The organism is Enterobacter sp. LM3 (assembly GCF_046622475.1).
Classification (GTDB): Bacteria; Pseudomonadota; Gammaproteobacteria; order Enterobacterales; family Enterobacteriaceae; genus Enterobacter; species Enterobacter cloacae_P.
In genome coordinates, this window is sequence record NZ_JBJURN010000002.1 from 22,951 (window position 1) to 40,982 (window position 18,032).

The window sequence follows — 18,032 nt, forward strand, 5'->3', positions numbered from 1 at the left end:
GGTTGGGTTGAAGGCATCGGAACAGACATACCCCATAAAAAAACCCGCTTCGGCGGGTTTTTTATAATCAGCGGTTGGGGTGATTCATGATGTGATCTTCCCAGTCCCGCACGTCAGACTCTTTCACTGCAATATGGCGTACGGAGATCCGCTCCCCGTGCATCGCCACCTTCGAGCCTGTCAGCAGCGGATGCCATGCCGGGAGATCCTTTCCTTCCGCCAGCAGGCGATAGGCGCAGGTATGCGGCAGCCACTCGAAGGTAGGCAGGTTCTCACGGGTTAACTTGATGCAGTCCGGCTCATATTCGAAACGGCGCTCATAGTTGCGGCACTGACAGGTTTTGATATTCAGCTGTTTGCAGGCAACGTTGGTAAAATAGATTTCGTCAGTGTCTTCATCCATCAGCTTATGCAGGCAACACTGCCCGCAGCCGTCACATAACGATTCCCACTCCACATCGGTCATGTCGTCGAGAGTTTTGCTTTGCCAGAAAGGAATGTCGTTCATCAGGATGTCCACACGTCAAAAGAAAGCGCACCTTATAGCGAGTCTGGCACGTTGATGCAAGTTTTGCCGCCCTCTTAAGACGGCAAGATGCTTTTACAGCACGCGGGTTTTCAGCGACAGACCGTTAAAACTCACGTCCAGCTCGTCGCCGCTGGTCAGCGGGCCAACGCCTTCTGGCGTACCGGTCAGGATCACATCGCCCGGCTTCAGGGTGAAGAAACGGCTCATGTAGGCAATCAGCGGTACAATTTTGTGGATCATGTCTGCCGTCGTGCCCTGCTGACGGATCTCACCGTTGACCTTAAGGCTGAGCGTGGTGTCCTGCGGATCGCCCGTAAACTCACTCACGGGAACAAAACCAGAGATTGGGCAGGCGTTATCAAACCCTTTGGCTTTTTCCCACGGTTGTCCGGCTTTCTTCATTTTACCCTGTACATCTCGCAGGGTCAGATCCAGCGCCACGCCATAACCGGCAATCGCTTTTTGCACATGCGCTTCCGGAGCCTGGCGCAGGGTCGCGCCAATCAGCACGGCCAGCTCCACTTCATGATGAACGGCTCCCAGCCCCTGCGGCAGCGCCAGCGGCTGGCGGATATCGCAAAGTGCCGTTTCCGGTTTGATGAACAGCACCGGCTCTTCTGGCGTCGCGCTGCCCATCTCCTGAATGTGTTTGGCATAATTGCTGCCAACGCAGACCACTTTGCTGACGGGATAATCCAGTAATGCACCTTGCCAGTTATGATGTTGATACATGGTCGACCCCTAAACGGTTGATATGTTGTGCCCGGAAGCGTTCGGGACTATTTTTTTCCGTTCACCTCAAGATGCTGTTTTAATAAATTCTCGGGTGGTGGTGGAAGCTGTAAATAATAGCCTTGCCCGGCTAATGCCGTTTTCACTTTTTCCAGATCGGCATTCACCAGTTTCTTACGCCCGTCGAGCGGCAGCAACATCGCCAGCTGAGGACGGCCAAAGCTCTTCATTAATTCTTCAGGCACGCGGGAAAAGTCGTCTTTCTTTTCGACATAAAGATAAGTCTGGTCACGGCTTGTACTTCTGTAGATCACACAAAACATGTTTTTACTCTGAATTAATGGGTGGTTGCTTGCCTCAATATACTCCTGACTATAACATGCCTGATACTCTTCGGAATATCGCAGCGAGTTGTTGCGGTTAATAGCAAATTGAGTAAGGCCAGGATGTCAAACACGCCCATCGAGCTTAAAGGCAGTAGCTTCACCTTATCAGTGGTACATTTGCATGATGCAAAACCCGAGGTTATTCGTCAGGCGTTAGAAGACAAAATCGCTCAGGCTCCCGCCTTTCTGAAGCACGCGCCTGTCGTTATCAATGTCAGTGGTCTGGATACCCCGGTTAACTGGACACGTCTCCAGCAGGCCGTCTCCTCAACCGGATTGCGCATTGTGGGCATCAGTGGCTGTAAAGATGCGGAACTGAAAGCAGAGATTGACCGTGCGGGACTGCCGCTGTTGACCGAGGGCAAAGAAAAAGCCCCTCGCCCGGCTCCTGCCGCAGCGCAAACGCCCCCTCCTCCGGTGCAAAGCGTTACACCCGTCACAAAAACACGAATGATTGATGTGCCGGTTCGTTCCGGTCAGCGTATTTATGCACCAAACTGTGATCTGATTGTTACAAGCCACGTCAGCGCTGGCGCAGAACTGATTGCGGATGGCAACATTCACGTCTACGGTATGATGCGTGGGCGTGCGCTCGCAGGTGCAAGTGGTGACCGGGATGCACAAATATTTTGTACTCACCTGACGGCGGAACTGGTGTCCATCGCAGGTGAATATTGGCTGAGCGACAAGATCCCAGCCGAATTTTATGGCAAAGCGGCTCGTCTGCGACTGGCAGATGACGCGTTGACCGTTCAACCGTTGAATTGATCCCTTTTTAACAAGGAATTTCTATGGCACGCATTATTGTTGTTACTTCGGGTAAAGGAGGCGTTGGCAAGACCACCTCCAGCGCGGCCATCGCTACTGGTTTGGCCCAGAAGGGAAAGAAAACCGTCGTTATTGATTTCGATATCGGCCTGCGTAACCTCGACCTGATCATGGGTTGTGAACGTCGCGTTGTGTATGATTTCGTTAACGTCATTCAGGGCGATGCAACGCTTAACCAGGCGCTGATTAAAGACAAGCGCACCGAGAATCTCTACATCCTCCCGGCCTCTCAGACGCGTGACAAAGACGCGCTGACCCGTGAAGGCGTGGAAACCGTACTCGGTGAACTGAAAAAAATGGAGTTCGACTTTGTGGTCTGCGACTCCCCTGCCGGTATCGAAACCGGTGCGCTGATGGCGCTCTACTTCGCTGATGAAGCGATCATCACCACTAACCCTGAAGTCTCATCCGTTCGTGACTCTGACCGAATTCTGGGTATTCTCGCCTCTAAATCCCGACGTGCGGAAAATGGCGAAGACCCGATTAAAGAGCACCTGCTGTTGACCCGCTATAACCCGGGCCGCGTGAACAAAGGTGACATGCTGAGCATGGAAGACGTGCTGGAGATCCTGCGCATCAAACTGGTCGGCGTGATCCCGGAAGACCAATCCGTGTTACGTGCCTCTAACCAGGGTGAGCCTGTTATCCTGGATACGCTGGCAGATGCGGGTAAAGCTTACGCGGATACCGTTGACCGCCTGCTGGGAGAAGAACGTCCTTTCCGCTTCATTGAAGAAGAGAAGAAAGGTTTCCTCAAACGCCTGTTCGGAGGATAAATTATGGCATTACTGGACTTTTTTCTCTCGCGGAAAAAGAACACCGCCAACATCGCAAAAGAACGTCTGCAAATCATCGTTGCGGAGCGTCGTCGTAGTGACGCCGAGCCACACTACCTGCCACAGCTGCGTAAGGACATCCTGGAAGTGATCTGTAAGTATGTGCAGATTGACCCGGAGATGGTCACCGTGCAACTGGAGCAAAAAGACGGGGATATTTCGATTCTGGAGCTGAACGTGACGCTACCAGAAGCGGAAGAGTCGCGTTAGTCGCATGTGTTGATTGTGTAGGCCGGGCACGCAACGCGTCGCCCGGTAATTCCCCCGGCGGCGCGTTGCGCTTACCGGGGCTACAGGTTTATCAGCGTGGGTACCCTTCCAGCAGCGTATTGAGGCGATCGGCCATCAATTCGCCACGCCAGCCTGCCATCAGTTCCGGCAATCCATTCTGTAGCTTCAGCTTCCAGTGCCAGTTCAGTAGCTGGTTAATCTGACGACGTGATGCCAGTAATTCAGCCCCCAGCTTGCTTTCCGTTGCAACCTCCTGCACCAGCGCTTTGATCTCTTTAAACGCCTTGCGATAGCCCGGCATATCCATCAGATTCAGCAGTGGTTCCGGCAGTTCCTCATCCGGCGTTTGCTGCGCTTTTGCCACCAGCGCAAGCAGGGTTTTACCGTGGAAACGAATTTCGCTGCCCGAAAGTCCGATGCTGTCGAGCTCACCCATGCTGCCCGGCATATAGCGCGCAACGGCCCAGAGGTGTTCTTCGCGGACCACGAAGTTGACGGCCAGATCGCGTTCACGCGCTTTACGCAGACGCCAGTCAGCCAGTAATTGCAGGCAGGCCAGCTGACGCGTACGTAACTGCCACGCGTTGCTGATATCACGCCAGGCCTCTTTCGGATCAACCACATCCTGACGACGCAACTGCGTCATACGGCACTCATCCAGGGCCGCAGGTAACCAACCTGAAGCTTCCGCCTCTTTCATCAACTGCCCGGCAATTGGCAGCAGGTAAAACACGTCTGCCGCGGCGTAATCAAGCTGACGCTCCGTCAGCGGGCGTGCCAGCCAGTCGGTACGGGATTCACTCTTATCCAGCGTCAGGCCGGTATACTCCTCAACCATTGCGGCAAATCCCCATGAAAGCGGGCGATTGCTGAACGCAGCAAGGATCTGCGTATCAATTAACGGTTGCGGCATGATGCCAAAGGTATTCAGGAACACTTCCAGATCTTCACTGCCTGCATGCAGGTATTTCGTCACGGCAGGATCGAGCAGCAATTCACGCATTGGCGTCCAGTCGGTGATACCAAGAGGGTCGATCAGCGAGACGCGTTTGCCGTCGAACATCTGAATCAGACCCAACTGCGGATAATACGTCCGGGTACGAACAAACTCGGTATCCAGGGCAATGGCAGGAAAGTCGCGCGTAACCTCGCACAGCGAAGCCAGCTCGTCATTGGTAGTGATCATCTGGTAATTCAAAACGGTTTCTCTTTTGTTTGCGCCCATAAAAAACGCCGGCTTAACCGGCGTCTGGGCGATTAGCGTGAAGCTCAGGCCTTATTGTCTACTTTGCCACGGGCTTCGTCACGTAATTCTCGTCGTAATATCTTCCCGACATTCGATTTCGGCAGCTCATCGCGGAACTCAACCAGCTTCGGCACCTTGTAACCGGTCAATTGACGGCGGCAGAACGTTATCAGTTCTTCCTCATTCAGCGAAGGATCTTTCTTGACCACAAAAATCTTCACCGCCTCACCGCTGCTGCCAGAAGGGACGCCAACGGCCGCCACTTCCCGTACACCGTTGTGCTGCATGACCACGTCTTCGATTTCATTCGGATAGACGTTGAAACCAGAGACAAGGATCATGTCTTTTTTACGGTCGACAATACGCAGGAAGCCTTCATCGTCCATCACAGCGATATCACCCGTATGCAGCCAGCCGTTTTTGATTATCTCATCAGTGGCATCCGGACGCTGCCAGTAACCCAGCATCACCTGCGGGCCTCTGACACACAGCTCACCGGGTTCACCCGGAGCTACTTCGTTATCGTCGTCATCCACCAGTTTGGCTTCCGTCGACGGTACCGGCAGGCCAATGCTTCCGCTGTGGTAGTCGATATCATGCGGGTTCACACTGACCAACGGCGCACACTCTGTCAGCCCATAGCCTTCCAGCAAATACTGGCCGGTGAGCTTCACCCAGCGCTCCGCCACCGCCTGCTGAACAGGCATCCCACCGCCCGCAGAGAGGTGCAGCGTGGAAAAATCAAGCTGCTGGAACTCTTTGTTGTTAAGCAGTGCGTTAAACAGGGTATTCACCCCCGTCATGGCCGTGAACGGATATTTCGCCAGCTCTTTGACCAGCCCCGGGATATCACGCGGGTTGGTGATAAGCAGGTTCTGACCACCCAGCTCGATAAACAGCAAGCAGTTCATGGTCAGGGCGAAAATGTGATACAGCGGAAGCGCCGTGACCACCAGCTCTTTACCACGGTGCAGCAACGGCCCATAGGTTGCGTTGACCTGCTCCAGGTTTGCCAGCATGTTGCGGTGGGTCAACATCGCGCCTTTGGCAACACCGGTGGTGCCCCCGGTGTATTGCAGGAAGGCGAGATCTTCCGGCACCACCTCCGGCTTCACGTATTGCATACGATAACCCGCATGCAGTGCGCGACGGAATGAGATGGCATCCGGCAGATGGTATTTCGGTACCAGTCGTTTGATGTATTTTACGACGAAGTTAACCAGCGTCCCTTTAGCGGTAGAGAGCTGATCGCCCATTCGCGTCAGAATGACGTGTTTGACCTGGGTTTTGTCGACGACTTTTTCCAGCGTATGGGCGAAGTTAGAAACAATGACGATCGCGGCCGCACCGCTGTCATTCAGCTGATGCTCCAGCTCACGCGGGGTATACAGAGGGTTAACGTTCACAACGATCATCCCGGCTCGCAGGATGCCAAACAACGCCACCGGGTATTGCAGCAAGTTCGGCATCATTAATGCGACGCGGTCCCCCTTCTGTAGCCCCAGCCCTTCCTGCAGGTAAGCAGCAAAGGCGCGGCTGCGCTCTTCCAGCTTGCGAAACGTCATTACCTCGCCCATGTTTACGAACGCAGGCTGATCGGCGTAACGCGTGACTGAATTTTCAAATAATTCAACCAGGGATTGATAACGGTCAGGATTGATCTCCGCCGGAACATCTGCGGGATAACGGTTAAGCCAAACCTTCTTCAATGCATCACCTCTGAAATGAGTGTTCGTCGTCATCACAACCCCGATAATAAACAGTTTGTTAACATTATATTAACTCAGCGTACCAGTTTATTAATTGTTCAGATTTAAGGTTGCGAAGCGCGTCACTCTTTTTTTTCGTTTTGTCCGTAAAAAAACAGAGACAGCGGCCGAGCCGCTGTCTCTTTCCTAACAATAACAGTAAGTTACTCGGTTACAATCGTTTGAACCTGTGCGGGACCCGGGTTGTACCAGCCCCAGCCAGGGTAACCATAGCGGTATGGGTGCGGCCCCCACATCCACGGATCCATAGGCTGTGGCGGCATCACAATCTGTTGTTCAATCCGCCAGCGCTTGTAGCCGTTTACCTGCATGGTCATGAATTTGTACGGCGTATTGCCGATTTTGCCTTGTACCGTTCCGGTAATAGGCCCAACGACAGTGACCAGCTGACCGCGAAAATCGACCGGATCGAGGAACCCGCTGACATCCGCATAAATGCGCCCGCGAGACGCCTCACCCAGTACTGGCCGCGCGCCGCTATCCAGCGGTACGGTGGCGATCTCCAGACGGGTTTTCCCCTGCTGGTTTAACACCTCAACCACCTTGCCGCCGAAGCGGGCTTCCTGACCAACATACAGTTCAGGCGCATTCATTACGCGCACCAGATCCTGTTGTGGTGTAGGACTACTTCCCTTTATCGCGTCAGGAACGGTGACACATCCGCTCAGTGTAATGGCCACCACGCCAGCCATAATAAGGCGTACTACTGTAGTCTGAACCGCCATGATGCGACTCCTTATTTCTCAGTTCCTGTTACTGAGATTCACTCGCGGCCCGGAAGTTTCTTCCACGCGACGGTGTTTCGCAAATAAACCGGTTCAGCATGTTCAACTGCAACGGTTTTTCCTGCTGCAAGCAGCTGACAGGCAATAGGAAGCATATCTTCGGCGGCTGGCAGCAACATGTTGCCTTCCACCAGCGTTAACCCGGTGTCATTCGCCATGTCAGGCCATGCCGGCCAGCCCGTGCCAACCATCGCCCACTCGCCGGACAGCTGTTTCAGCCGTTCGGTCACCGCTTCAGGCTTAAGTACCGCTTCGGTCTCTTCACCGTGCCACACGCCCTGCTCATCGCGGGTGTATTCAGCCCAGTAGACTTCGCCCATGCGGGCATCAATTGCCGCCAGCACACGTGTTGCGCCGGTCATGCGCCATGCGCCCTGCGCCATTGTTGCCAGCGTGGAGACGCCAATCATGGGCAACTCAGCGCCCAGCGCCAGCCCCTGTGCAATCCCAATCCCGATGCGTACGCCCGTAAAGCTGCCGGGGCCCCGGCCATAGGCCAGTGCATCAAGGTCGGTTAAGGAGGTATCGCCCGTAGTCAAAATCGCTTTGACCAGGGGCAGAATACGTTGGGTATGTTCCCGTGGGCACTCTTCGAAATGAGCAGAGATAACACCGTCGTTCCACAGGGCAACAGAACAGGCCTCTGTAGCGGTATCAATAGCCAGAATTCGCATCAGTTGTCGCGCTCTCGCAATGGTCAGTCACAAAATGGCGCGCATCTTAGCACACTCCGGGGCAAATTACTCCGCCGTTGGGTTTGCCAGGAAACGAACCGCGCGCTTAATGTCCCGCGTGCGGGGGGCAGGCGGCAGGCTTGCCAGGAACGTCGCTCCGTATGGACGCATCACCAGCCGGTTATCGCAAATGACCAGCACACCCCGGTCATCTACGTCACGGATCAGACGCCCTACCCCTTGTTTAAGGGTGATCACCGCATCCGGCAGTTGAACTTCATCGAAAGGATCGCCCCCACGCAGACGGCAGTCCTCCATTCGCGCTTTCAGCAGCGGATCGTCCGGGGAGGTAAACGGCAGTTTATCGATGATCACCAGAGAGAGCGTATCGCCGCGCACGTCCACCCCTTCCCAGAAACTACTGGTTGCTACCAGCAGGGCATTACCCGCGCTGACAAACTGCTGAAGCAGTTGCCCTTTGCTGGTTTCACCCTGAAGCAGTACCGGCAGCGTCATGGTGGCACGGAACTGTTCGGCCAGGTCACGCATCATGGCGTGAGAGGTGCAGAGCATAAAACAGCGACCGTTGTTGGCCTCAATCATGGGTTTCAGCATCGCCGCCAGCAGGCGCGCTGCGCCCGGCTGGTTAGGTAACGGCAGATTGCGTGGAACACAGAGCAACGCCTGTTTTTCATAATCAAACGGGCTTGGCAGGAGCAGTGATTCTGCCTGCTCAATCCCCAGACGTTCAGTAAAGTGGTGCAGATCGTCATTGACCGACAGCGTAGCGGAGGTGAATATCCAGCTCCCCGGCTTTTGCGTCATCACCTCTTTGAATTTATCTGCTACGGTCAGCGGCGTCAGGGCCAGCGTAAAATGGCGAGAGGTACATTCATACCAGTAGCTAAAGCCCGGCTGGTTGATCTCTTTTAGCCTTTTGAGCCGCCCCCGGTAGAGCGTGGCGCGCTCAAAGGCGGCATCCAGCAACGCTGAACGGCCAAGTGACAGTTTCGCCACGTCGTAGCAAAGTTCCAGAGCATCATCCAGCAATAACAACGCACGCTGGATATTGCTGTCTGCCAGTAGCTCGCGCAGATTACCCCGGTAGCCCGGTTCCCCAAGCTGCAGGCGGAAATCCTGCGCACTCTGCGCCAGGCGGTCGGCACATTTTTGCAGTTGCTGGGTGTCTTTTAATTCAGTGCGATAGGCAATGGTGAAATCTTTCGCCAGATCCTGCAACTGACGGCTGGAAAGTGACTGACCAAAATACTGGCTGGCGATATCCGGTAGCTGGTGGGCTTCGTCAAAGATCATCACTTCCGCTTCCGGTATGAGCTCACCAAAGCCGCTGTCTTTGACCACCATATCCGCGAGGAACAGATGATGGTTAACCACCACGACATCCGCATCCATCGCGGTTTTACGTGCTTTTACCACAAAACAGTCTTTATACAGTGGGCAGTCGCTGCCAAGGCAGTTGTCGTTGGTGCTGGTGACCAGCGGCCAGGCGGGAGAATCTTCCGGCACGCTCGCGCAGGTGCTGATATCGCCCTCTTCGGTCTGATTGGCCCAGGCACGAAGAATAATGACATCGCTCAGGGTTTGCACCGGCAGGTCACCGCCCGCCAGCGCCTGCTGTTCAAGACGCTCCAGGCAGATATAGTTAGAACGCCCCTTCAACAACGCCAGGCGACCTTTGTATTTCAGCGCTTTTGCCACCGTGGGCAAATCGCGACTGTAGAGCTGGTCCTGAAGCGCCTTTGACCCCGTAGAGATGATCACTTTCTTTTTTGCACGCAGCGCCGGGGCAAGGTATGCATAGGTTTTACCTGTACCGGTTCCGGCTTCCACCACCAGCGGCTGTGCTTTGTCGATGGCATGCGCCACGGCATGCGCCATCTGACGCTGTGGTTCACGCGGCTTAAAGCCGGGAATGGCCTGTGCTAACTGACCCTCAGGGGAAAAATCGTCTGCCACGGTGCTCTCTCACTGTATTTTTGCACAGGGATTATGTCAGCCCATCCGTCACAGTGCCACCCCAAATAGTGACGACGGGAGAACAATATGGCAGTCTTGCCGCCTGATATGAAAATAACGAGGAAACGTTTATGACGATTGTGCGCATTGATGCGGAAGCCCGCTGGTCTGATGTCGTAATTCATAACCAGACGCTCTATTACACCGGCGTGCCGGAAAATCTGGACGCAGACGCGTTCGAGCAGACGGCGAACACCCTTGCACAGATTGATAAGGTACTGGAAAAACAGGGTAGCAATAAGTCCCGCATTCTGGATGCCACCCTTTTTCTGGCTGACAAAGCGGATTTTGCGGCGATGAACAAAGCCTGGGATGCGTGGGTGGTGGCGGGTCACGCGCCTGTACGCTGCACCGTACAGGCGACGCTGATGAAACCGGAATATAAGGTAGAGATTAAGATTATCGCGGCAGTTTAAGCCTGACCCATTAGGGCTATTTGGCTTGCCATTTTGAACCTGGGCAGTGCTCGAAATCCTCACGTACTACGTGTACGCTCCGGTTTCTCCGCGCAGTCCGTGTTCAAACTGCCTGCGTTAATAACCCTACTGGGCCAAGCTCTAAGCCCGATTATTCTTCGTCTTCATCCTCGAAACGCGCCACGATCCGCTCACCGGTATGAGTGGCGCGAAGTTCTTCCGCCACCTGGGAAATTGCCTGCCCGCTGCTCATCCCCTGGGACATCAGCTCCTGGATCCGCTCAACTGCTTTCTGCTGCTGCTCGTGGCTCAGAGAAGGTAAACCTGCAAACATTGTCAACTCCTGCTAAATTGTCTGCGCTAATTATTTCACGCTGCCCGGTAGTATGCCACACATGAACATGCGCTTCCCCACTGTTATGACCTTGCCCTGGCGTGTTGACGCCGCTGAGTTCTGGTTTGCTCGCCTGAGCCACCTTCCTTTCGCGATGCTGTTGCACTCCGGTCATGCCGACCATCCCTACAGCCGTTTTGATATTCTGGTTGCCGATCCGGTAGAAACCCTGATAACCCACGGCGGGGTGACGTCTGTTGGGACGCGTCAGTCAACGGACGATCCGCTGATGTTGCTTCAGCAGTCCATTGACGCACTGGGCTTATCCGTAAACCCGGATCCCGATCTTCCCTTCCAGGGCGGCGCTCTGGGGTTGTTCGGCTATGATTTAGGCCGTCGTTTTGAAACACTTCCCGATAATGCGCAGGACGATATCCCGCTGCCGGATATGGCAGTAGGTCTGTACGACTGGGCGTTAATTGTTGACCACCACCGGCAGGTGGTTTCCCTGCTTAGCCACTCGGATGTAAATGCACGTCTGGCCTGGCTGGAATCACAACAACCGGCTTCAGCAACAGACTTCAGCCTGACCTCGAACTGGCGTTCGAACATGACCGCGCAGGAATATGCGCAAAAGTTCTCACGCGTTCAGGCGTATCTGCAAAGCGGTGATTGCTATCAGGTCAACCTCGCCCAGCGCTTTCAGGCGACGTATCAGGGTGATGAATGGCAGGCCTTTACCCGCCTGAACGCCAGTAACAAGGCACCGTTTAGCGCGTTTTTACGTCTGGAACAGGGCGCAATCCTTAGCCTCTCGCCAGAGCGATTTATTCATCTCGCTGAAGGTACCATTCAGACCCGCCCGATCAAAGGTACGCTTCCGCGTCTGGCAGACCCTGAAGCCGATCGTCTGCAGGCGAAAAAGCTGGCCGCATCACCAAAAGACCGCGCCGAAAACCTGATGATTGTGGATCTGATGCGCAACGATATTGGCCGGGTGGCCGTGCCGGGAAGCGTGCGGGTGCCTGAACTGTTCGTGGTCGAGCCTTTCCCGGCGGTGCATCATCTGGTCAGCACCATTACCGCACAGTTGCCTGCGTCGCGTACGGCCTGCGATCTCCTGCGCGCCGCGTTTCCGGGAGGCTCCATCACCGGCGCACCCAAAGTGCGGGCGATGGAGATTATCGATGAACTCGAGCCACACCGCCGCAACGCCTGGTGCGGCAGCATTGGCTATGTCAGCCTCTGCGGTACGCTGGATACCAGCATTACCATTCGCACCCTGACCGCCTGCGCGGGCAATATTTACTGTTCTGCCGGTGGCGGAATTGTGGCGGATAGCGAAGTTCAGGCGGAATATCAGGAAACCTTTGATAAAGTTAACCGTATCCTTCAACAACTGGAGACATAACGGGTGGAGAAAGAGAACCTGACGCTGGATGATTTTCTGTCGCGTTTCCAGCTTTTGCGCCCACAGGTGAGCCGAGAAACCCTGAATCGCCGTCAGGCCGCGGTGCTTATCCCGGTGGTGCGCCGCGAACAGCCCGGTTTACTGCTGACACAGCGTTCACCGCACTTGCGCAAACACGCCGGTCAGGTTGCTTTCCCGGGGGGGGCTGTCGACAGTACCGACGCTTCGTTGATTGCTGCCGCACTGCGTGAAGCACAGGAAGAGGTCGCGATCCCACCGGAGGTCGTCGAGATCATTGGTGTTCTGCCGCCAGTCGACAGTGTCACCGGTTTTCAGGTCACGCCGGTCGTCGGCATTATCCCCCCTGATCTTCAGTATCATGCCAGCGTCGATGAAGTCTCTGCGGTGTTTGAAATGCCGCTGGAAGAGGCTCTTCGTCTCGGGCGCTATCACCCTCTGGACATTCAGCGACGAGGTCATGCACACCGGGTCTGGTTGTCCTGGTATCAGCATTATTTTGTCTGGGGCATGACGGCAGGCATCATTCGTGAACTGGCGCTGCAAATCGGCCTGAAGCCTTGACTATACTTTACATTCGCGAATTTAACGTAAGTTTGCGAGGTGCGTCTCAGCATTAGTAAATCAGGGGTTATCCATTAGTTTAATTCATGTGAATAGTCAAGCCGAGGTCGATGTTCCCTCTTACACTATGCGCAGTTATAACATCGTTACTGGAAACCCGGTAACCCTGTCAGGAGTGTGAAAGTGATTAGTATATTCGACATGTTCAAAGTGGGAATTGGCCCTTCGTCTTCCCATACTGTAGGCCCGATGAAGGCCGGTAAACAGTTCGTCGATGATCTGGTCGAAAAAGGATTACTGGAAAGCGTTACCCGTGTTGCCGTGGATGTTTACGGCTCGCTGTCATTAACGGGTAAAGGCCACCACACCGATATCGCCATTATTATGGGTCTGGCGGGCAACATGCCGGACACCGTTGATATTGATGCCATTCCGGCATTCATCCGCGACGTGGAAACGCGCGGTCGCCTGCTGCTGGCAAACGGCCAGCGCGAAGTGGATTTCCCGCAGGATGATGGCATGCGTTTTCGCAGCGACAACCTGCCGCTGCACGAAAACGGGATGACCATCCACGCGTTTAACGGCGAAAAAGAGATTTACAGCAAAACCTACTACTCCATTGGCGGTGGCTTCATTGTTGATGAAGAGCACTTTGGCAAAGAGAGCGTGGGCGACGTCAGCGTGCCGTATCCGTTTAAATCGGCCACCGAGATGCTGGGTTATTGCAAAGAGAGCGGCCTGTCGCTTTCCGGCATGGTGATGCAAAACGAACTGGCACTGCACAGCAAAAAAGAAATTGAAGACTATTTTGCTAACGTGTGGCAGACCATGCGAGCCTGTATCGACCGCGGTATGAACACCGAAGGTGTGTTACCTGGGCCACTGCGCGTGCCGCGTCGTGCCTCTGCGCTGCGTCGTATGCTGGTGACAACGGACAAATTCTCCAACGACCCTATGAACGTGGTCGACTGGGTGAACATGTTTGCCCTTGCGGTTAACGAAGAAAACGCCGCCGGTGGCCGTGTGGTAACTGCGCCTACCAACGGCGCATGCGGTATCGTTCCGGCGGTACTGGCCTATTACGATCACTTTATTGAGCCTGTCAGCCCGGATATTTACATCCGTTACTTCCTGGCAGCGGGTGCGATTGGCGCGCTGTACAAAATGAACGCATCCATCTCTGGCGCAGAAGTCGGCTGCCAGGGCGAAGTGGGCGTGGCGTGTTCTATGGCAGCAGCTGGCCTTGCAGAACTGCTGGGTGCAAGCCCGGAGCAGGTCTGTGTGGCGGCGGAAATCGGTATGGAACATAACCTCGGTCTGACCTGCGACCCGGTTGCAGGCCAGGTACAGGTACCGTGTATTGAGCGTAACGCTATTGCCTCAGTGAAAGCGATCAACGCCTCTCGTATGGCAATGCGCCGTACCAGCGAACCTCGCGTATCGCTGGATAAGGTTATCGAAACCATGTACGAAACCGGCAAGGACATGAACGCGAAGTACCGCGAAACGTCACGCGGTGGTCTGGCCATTAAGGTGCAGTGCGACTAATACTTCCTTTCGCCCATCTGCAACGGATGGGCGATATTACCTCTCACGTCTCGTCTCCTTCCTCTTTCCCCACTACACTTTCTCTATTGCTTCCGGCTTTTGGGGCTGGTAGCGCATAGAGCGACCGTTCATGCAAAATGCACAAACGATCATTAAAAACTATCGCCGAAAACGCGTTATCGTCTGTGTGACGGTTGCGCTCCTTACGCTCATCCTGACGTTAGGTATTCGTTTTGTTTCACAGCGTAATGCCAATCAGGAGCGGATCCTCGATTTTGCCAGCTATACCGTTCGCTCTCTCGATAACGTGCTGCTTTCATTAGAACGCCGCCGGAATCTTCTGCAAACGCTGGTGGGTGAACCTTGCCCGCAGGTGCATCTGGTTTTGCGAAAACAGGCCGCCATTTTGCAGACCGTTCGCTCCATCGCGCTGATTAAAGACGGGATCCTGTACTGCTCCAGTATTTTCGGCAGCCGTAATGTCCTCGTGCGTGATTTTCAACCGGTCTTACCTGCCAGTAAGCCAAAACTGATTTTGTCGACCGACCAGTGGCTGCTCAAAGGCAGCCCCATTCTGATTCAGTGGACCCCGATTTCCCCGAGCGGTGAAGATGGCGTGATGGAGATCGTCAATATTGATCTCATCACCAGAATGATACTCGAGCCACAGACCCCGCTGATTACCGACGTGGTGCTGACCGTGGGCGATCATTATCTGCGCTATGGTCAACAGGTCACGGAAACCCTGAGCTTTGATGACGGAGATTCGCTTCTGGAGAAGGCGTCGACACACTATCCCTTCTCCATTACGGTCAGCGGGCCAGGCCCTGGTGAAATGGCGTTAATCAACCTGCCAACGCAGTTACCGCTGGGGTTAATGCTGAGCCTGCTGCTGGGCTATATCGCCTGGCTGGCAACCGCGCGCCGCATGAGCTTCACGTGGGAAATTAACATGGGGATCGCGGCACGGGAATTTGAACTTTTTTGCCAGCCGCTGGTGAATGCCCGTACCCAGGACTGCATCGGCGTCGAGATCCTGTTGCGCTGGCATAACCCGCGACAGGGCTGGATCTCACCGGAAGTGTTTATTCCCCTGGCAGAAGAACATAACCTGATTGTTCCTCTGACACGCTACGTCATCATGGAGACCGTGCGTCAGATTGGTTATTTTCCGGCCTCAAACAGTTTTCAGATCGGGATAAACGTGGCTGCCAGCCACTTCCGCCGCGCCACCCTGTTGCAGGATCTGAACCGCGCCTGGTTCAGCGCAAAACCCACTCAACAGCTGGTTATTGAACTGACCGAACGCGACGACCTGCTCGACGTCGATTACCGCATTGTTCGGGAGTTGCATCGCGAAGGCGTGAAACTGGCGATTGATGATTTTGGTACCGGGAACAGTTCACTTTCCTGGCTCGAAAAACTCCATCCTGACGTGTTGAAAATTGACAAATCATTCACCACGGCAATTGGTACCGATGCCGTGAACTCGACGGTAACGGACATTATTATTGCGCTGGGTCAGCGGTTGAATATTGAGCTGGTTGCGGAAGGGGTCGAAACAGAGGAACAGTCGCGGTATTTACGCCGACACGGCGTGCATAACCTGCAGGGATTTTTTTATGCGCGACCAATGCCGCTACGGGAATTTCCAAAATGGCTGGCGGAGAGTTCCCCCCCGCCAGCGCACCACAATGGACACATCGTGCCCTTAATGCCGTTGCGTTAAGAAGACTTACTCGTCTTCGTCGTGTGCCGATTGCTCTTTAACAATACGCACCATATCAACGCGATAATCGTTCGCTTCAACAATGGTAATGTGCAAAGGTGGCAGTTCGATCACGTCACCGGTACGCGGGATTTGCCCGTTAACGGAAATCACCAGCCCTGCAACGGTGGCAATGTCTTCATCATCATTGATGACGTTTTCCAGCCCCAGCGTATGCGAGAGCGCGTGCAGGTCGGTCGTTCCCTTCACCAGCCAGCCTTCGCCGTCGGCCACAATTTCTGGCGTTTCGTCTGCATCCGGGAATTCACCGGCAATCGCTTCAAGCACGTCCAGCGGCGTGACCAGCCCCTGCACCACACCAAACTCGTTGGTGACGATGACGAAGCTCCCGCGAGCGCGGCGCAGTACGCCCAGCAGATTGATCGGATCCAGCGTTTCCGGCACCACAATTGCAGGTGATGCGGCCGCGATGGCTTCCACGTTGACGCCCTCTTCCAGCGCCACCAGCAGCTCTTTCGCACGCACCACGCCGATTATCTCATCCAGCTCACCACGACACACCGGGAACAGACTGTGCGGTGAAGAGAGCAGTTGCTGACGGATTTCACTGACGCTCAGGTTGGCATCTACCCAGCTGATTTCACCGCGCGGGGTCATGATACCGCGCAGCGAACGGGAGGCCAGTGAGAGCACGCCGTTGATCATGTAGCGTTCTTCTTCAACGAACGCCCCTTCAGGGACCGGAACCGGGTTACGGCTTTCGTTATCGGACTGTACGGTCACCTGACGACGGCCCCCCATCAGGCGCAGAATGGCATCCGCCGTACGGGCACGCAGCGGCTGATTCGATTGCTGCTTAATGAAGTTACGGCGCGCAATCTGGTTAAACAGCTCGATAAGGATCGAGAAGCCAATCGCGGCATACAGGTAACCTTTCGGAATATGGAAGCCAAAACCTTCCGCGACCAGGCTCAGACCAATCATCAGCAGGAAGCTCAGACACAGCACCACGACCGTTGGATGTTGGTTCACGAAACGCGTCAGCGGCTTCGAGGCCAGCAACATCATCGCCATCGCAATCACTACGGCTGCCATCATCACTGGCAGGTGGTTCACCATACCCACCGCCGTGATCACCGCATCCAGCGAGAAGACGGCATCAAGCACCACGATCTGCAATACAACCACCCAGAAGCTGGCATACCCCTTACCGTGACCATCATCGTGCTGTCTGTTTTCCAGCCGTTCGTGCAGTTCGGTTGTGGCCTTGAACAGCAGGAATATCCCCCCCAGCAGCATGATCAAATCGCGGCCAGAGAAGGTGAAATCCATGACGGAAAAAAGCGGTTTCGTCAGCGTCACCATCCACGAGATGACGGACAACAGTGCCAGTCGCATGAACAGTGCCAGCGAGAGACCGATCAGACGCGCTTTATCACGTTGTTTTGGCGGAAGTTTATCCGCAAGGATGGCAATGAACACCAGGTTATCGATGCCGAGAACAATCTCCAGCACCACCAGCGTGAGCAATCCTACCCAGATTGACGGGTCCATTAAGAATTCCATGACAAGCTCCTGCTAAAGGAATGACAAAACGGTGCACCAATCGGCATGGGCAAATCAATGGTAGACAGCGTTGAAACGTGGCGAGGATCGCCGGTGAAAGAGGCGCAGAACGGCCTGAAAGATGACTGACGTCGGTGACGGTCCATATAGTGGGCTGCTGCCCTATACTCCTGAATAGATAAACGGAGGCTAAACATATCAGAGACAATAATCTTTTGGCAAAGATTTACTTTTTTTTGCAAGAACGCGTCAAAAGACTAAATTTTCGTCGCGTATTTTCTGTGTTTCGAAAGCTAAATTACGGATCTTCATCACATAAATTATTCTTTCACTGTCTAAAATAATTCGCGGAAGTCTTAGTTTATTTAACGATAACCCTTATCTGAATCGATT

At 54.5% G+C, this 18,032-nt stretch carries 19 protein-coding genes; 8 read left to right on the forward strand and 11 right to left on the reverse strand.

The window, feature by feature from the left end; genetic code table 11:
- Positions 1 to 67: 67 nt before the first annotated feature.
- From ACJ9N4_RS02195 to ACJ9N4_RS02205, 3 genes are all read right to left on the reverse strand, one after another.
- Positions 68 to 508, reverse strand: a complete 441-nt coding sequence (locus ACJ9N4_RS02195; protein ID WP_182271761.1) for a YcgN family cysteine cluster protein — start codon at positions 506 to 508, stop codon at positions 68 to 70.
- Positions 509 to 601: 93 nt separating this feature from the next.
- On the reverse strand, positions 602 to 1,261 hold the full coding sequence (locus tag ACJ9N4_RS02200; RefSeq protein WP_182271762.1) for a fumarylacetoacetate hydrolase family protein: 660 nt from the start codon (positions 1,259 to 1,261) through the stop codon (positions 602 to 604).
- 47 nt (positions 1,262 to 1,308) lie between these two features.
- Positions 1,309 to 1,584 carry a YcgL domain-containing protein gene (locus ACJ9N4_RS02205; protein ID WP_182271763.1) on the reverse strand — a complete coding sequence of 92 codons (276 nt, stop codon included), beginning with the start codon at positions 1,582 to 1,584 and terminating at the stop codon, positions 1,309 to 1,311.
- 123 nt (positions 1,585 to 1,707) lie between these two features.
- On the opposite strand from ACJ9N4_RS02205, the gene minC reads away from it, so the two are divergent.
- From minC to minE, 3 genes are read left to right on the forward strand one after another with little or no spacing between them, the layout of a single operon-like run.
- Complete coding sequence (gene minC / locus ACJ9N4_RS02210) at positions 1,708 to 2,415, forward strand: septum site-determining protein MinC (RefSeq protein WP_182919895.1); 708 nt, start codon at positions 1,708 to 1,710, stop codon at positions 2,413 to 2,415.
- 23 nt (positions 2,416 to 2,438) lie between these two features.
- Entirely contained in the window at positions 2,439 to 3,251 is an 813-nt protein-coding gene (gene minD / locus ACJ9N4_RS02215; RefSeq protein ID WP_182271765.1) for a septum site-determining protein MinD, read from the forward strand.
- Positions 3,252 to 3,254: 3 nt separating this feature from the next.
- The gene (gene minE / locus ACJ9N4_RS02220; RefSeq protein WP_024909868.1) at positions 3,255 to 3,521 is read left to right on the forward strand and encodes a cell division topological specificity factor MinE; all 267 of its coding nucleotides are present in this window, start codon (positions 3,255 to 3,257) and stop codon (positions 3,519 to 3,521) included.
- Positions 3,522 to 3,612: 91 nt separating this feature from the next.
- Here the strand turns inward: minE and rnd are convergent, their stop codons facing one another.
- The 5 genes from rnd to ACJ9N4_RS02245 all read right to left on the reverse strand — a co-directional run bounded on the left by rnd (position 3,613) and on the right by ACJ9N4_RS02245 (position 9,993).
- Entirely contained in the window at positions 3,613 to 4,728 is a 1,116-nt protein-coding gene (rnd, locus tag ACJ9N4_RS02225) for a ribonuclease D (RefSeq protein WP_182274529.1), read from the reverse strand.
- A gap of 83 nt (positions 4,729 to 4,811) precedes the next feature.
- Entirely contained in the window at positions 4,812 to 6,497 is a 1,686-nt protein-coding gene (gene fadD, locus ACJ9N4_RS02230; protein WP_182271766.1) for a long-chain-fatty-acid--CoA ligase FadD, read from the reverse strand.
- Positions 6,498 to 6,700: 203 nt separating this feature from the next.
- Positions 6,701 to 7,282 (reverse strand): Slp family lipoprotein, encoded by a 582-nt coding sequence (locus ACJ9N4_RS02235; RefSeq protein WP_182271767.1) that lies wholly within the window; start codon positions 7,280 to 7,282, stop codon positions 6,701 to 6,703.
- 38 nt (positions 7,283 to 7,320) lie between these two features.
- Positions 7,321 to 8,016, reverse strand: a complete 696-nt coding sequence (gene tsaB, locus ACJ9N4_RS02240; RefSeq protein ID WP_182919894.1) for a tRNA (adenosine(37)-N6)-threonylcarbamoyltransferase complex dimerization subunit type 1 TsaB — start codon at positions 8,014 to 8,016, stop codon at positions 7,321 to 7,323.
- A gap of 66 nt (positions 8,017 to 8,082) precedes the next feature.
- Positions 8,083 to 9,993 (reverse strand): ATP-dependent DNA helicase, encoded by a 1,911-nt coding sequence (locus ACJ9N4_RS02245; RefSeq protein WP_196390098.1) that lies wholly within the window; start codon positions 9,991 to 9,993, stop codon positions 8,083 to 8,085.
- A gap of 131 nt (positions 9,994 to 10,124) precedes the next feature.
- On the opposite strand from ACJ9N4_RS02245, the gene ACJ9N4_RS02250 reads away from it, so the two are divergent.
- On the forward strand, positions 10,125 to 10,469 hold the full coding sequence (locus ACJ9N4_RS02250) for a RidA family protein (protein ID WP_182271770.1): 345 nt from the start codon (positions 10,125 to 10,127) through the stop codon (positions 10,467 to 10,469).
- Positions 10,470 to 10,620: 151 nt separating this feature from the next.
- Here the strand turns inward: ACJ9N4_RS02250 and ACJ9N4_RS02255 are convergent, their stop codons facing one another.
- Positions 10,621 to 10,803 (reverse strand): YoaH family protein, encoded by a 183-nt coding sequence (locus ACJ9N4_RS02255; protein ID WP_008500497.1) that lies wholly within the window; start codon positions 10,801 to 10,803, stop codon positions 10,621 to 10,623.
- Between the two features lie 61 nt (positions 10,804 to 10,864).
- Here ACJ9N4_RS02255 and pabB point away from each other — a divergent pair, with 61 nt between their 5' ends.
- The 4 genes from pabB to ACJ9N4_RS02275 all read left to right on the forward strand — a co-directional run bounded on the left by pabB (position 10,865) and on the right by ACJ9N4_RS02275 (position 16,073).
- Entirely contained in the window at positions 10,865 to 12,214 is a 1,350-nt protein-coding gene (gene pabB, locus ACJ9N4_RS02260) for an aminodeoxychorismate synthase component 1 (protein WP_395121670.1), read from the forward strand.
- 3 nt (positions 12,215 to 12,217) lie between these two features.
- Positions 12,218 to 12,796 carry a CoA pyrophosphatase gene (locus tag ACJ9N4_RS02265; protein WP_182271772.1) on the forward strand — a complete coding sequence of 193 codons (579 nt, stop codon included), beginning with the start codon at positions 12,218 to 12,220 and terminating at the stop codon, positions 12,794 to 12,796.
- Positions 12,797 to 12,979: 183 nt separating this feature from the next.
- Positions 12,980 to 14,344, forward strand: a complete 1,365-nt coding sequence (gene sdaA, locus ACJ9N4_RS02270) for an L-serine ammonia-lyase (RefSeq protein ID WP_182271773.1) — start codon at positions 12,980 to 12,982, stop codon at positions 14,342 to 14,344.
- A 130-nt stretch (positions 14,345 to 14,474) separates the two neighbouring features.
- A complete protein-coding gene (locus ACJ9N4_RS02275; RefSeq protein WP_411500214.1) occupies positions 14,475 to 16,073 on the forward strand; it encodes an EAL domain-containing protein in 1,599 nt (532 codons plus the stop codon).
- A gap of 6 nt (positions 16,074 to 16,079) precedes the next feature.
- On the opposite strand, the gene yoaE is transcribed toward ACJ9N4_RS02275, so the two are convergent.
- Both yoaE and ACJ9N4_RS02285 read right to left on the reverse strand, forming a co-directional pair.
- The gene (gene yoaE, locus ACJ9N4_RS02280; protein ID WP_182271775.1) at positions 16,080 to 17,639 is read right to left on the reverse strand and encodes a CNNM family cation transport protein YoaE; all 1,560 of its coding nucleotides are present in this window, start codon (positions 17,637 to 17,639) and stop codon (positions 16,080 to 16,082) included.
- Positions 17,627 to 17,836 carry a protein YoaL gene (locus ACJ9N4_RS02285; RefSeq protein ID WP_395121671.1) on the reverse strand — a complete coding sequence of 70 codons (210 nt, stop codon included), beginning with the start codon at positions 17,834 to 17,836 and terminating at the stop codon, positions 17,627 to 17,629. The genes yoaE and ACJ9N4_RS02285 overlap by 13 nt, the downstream gene beginning before the upstream one ends.
- Positions 17,837 to 18,032 lie beyond the last annotated feature (196 nt).